Here is a 235-nt window from a genome sequence, read left to right as displayed (position 1 = left end):
GCGCAACTATGTGCCAACATGATTGCTGACCATTACCGTTTAGATATTAAATATAAAGCGGCAAGTCCTTGGTTATTAAACGTTGTGCAATGGGCGTGGAAAATTAAGTTAGGATTACACCTAGAGAATGAATTTTTTGCAGCAATGCGCGAAAAAGCAGAAGCTGGTGCAATCGACGTATTTGCTAAAAACTTAAAAGATTTATTAATGGCAGCACCTGCAGGCCCCCGTACTA

Annotated in this window: 1 pseudogene; it reads left to right on the top strand. The window is 40.4% G+C overall.

Features of this window, described 5'->3' with window-relative positions:
* Positions 1-235: pseudogene (locus AAEY57_RS21170) on the top strand (RNA-binding transcriptional accessory protein); the annotation flags it as partial.

Origin of the sequence: Pseudoalteromonas sp. MER144-MNA-CIBAN-0113 (assembly GCF_040308965.1) — a bacterium.
GTDB lineage: Bacteria > Pseudomonadota > Gammaproteobacteria > Enterobacterales > Alteromonadaceae > Pseudoalteromonas > Pseudoalteromonas tetraodonis.
This window is presented reverse-complemented; position numbering and strand designations above follow the sequence as displayed.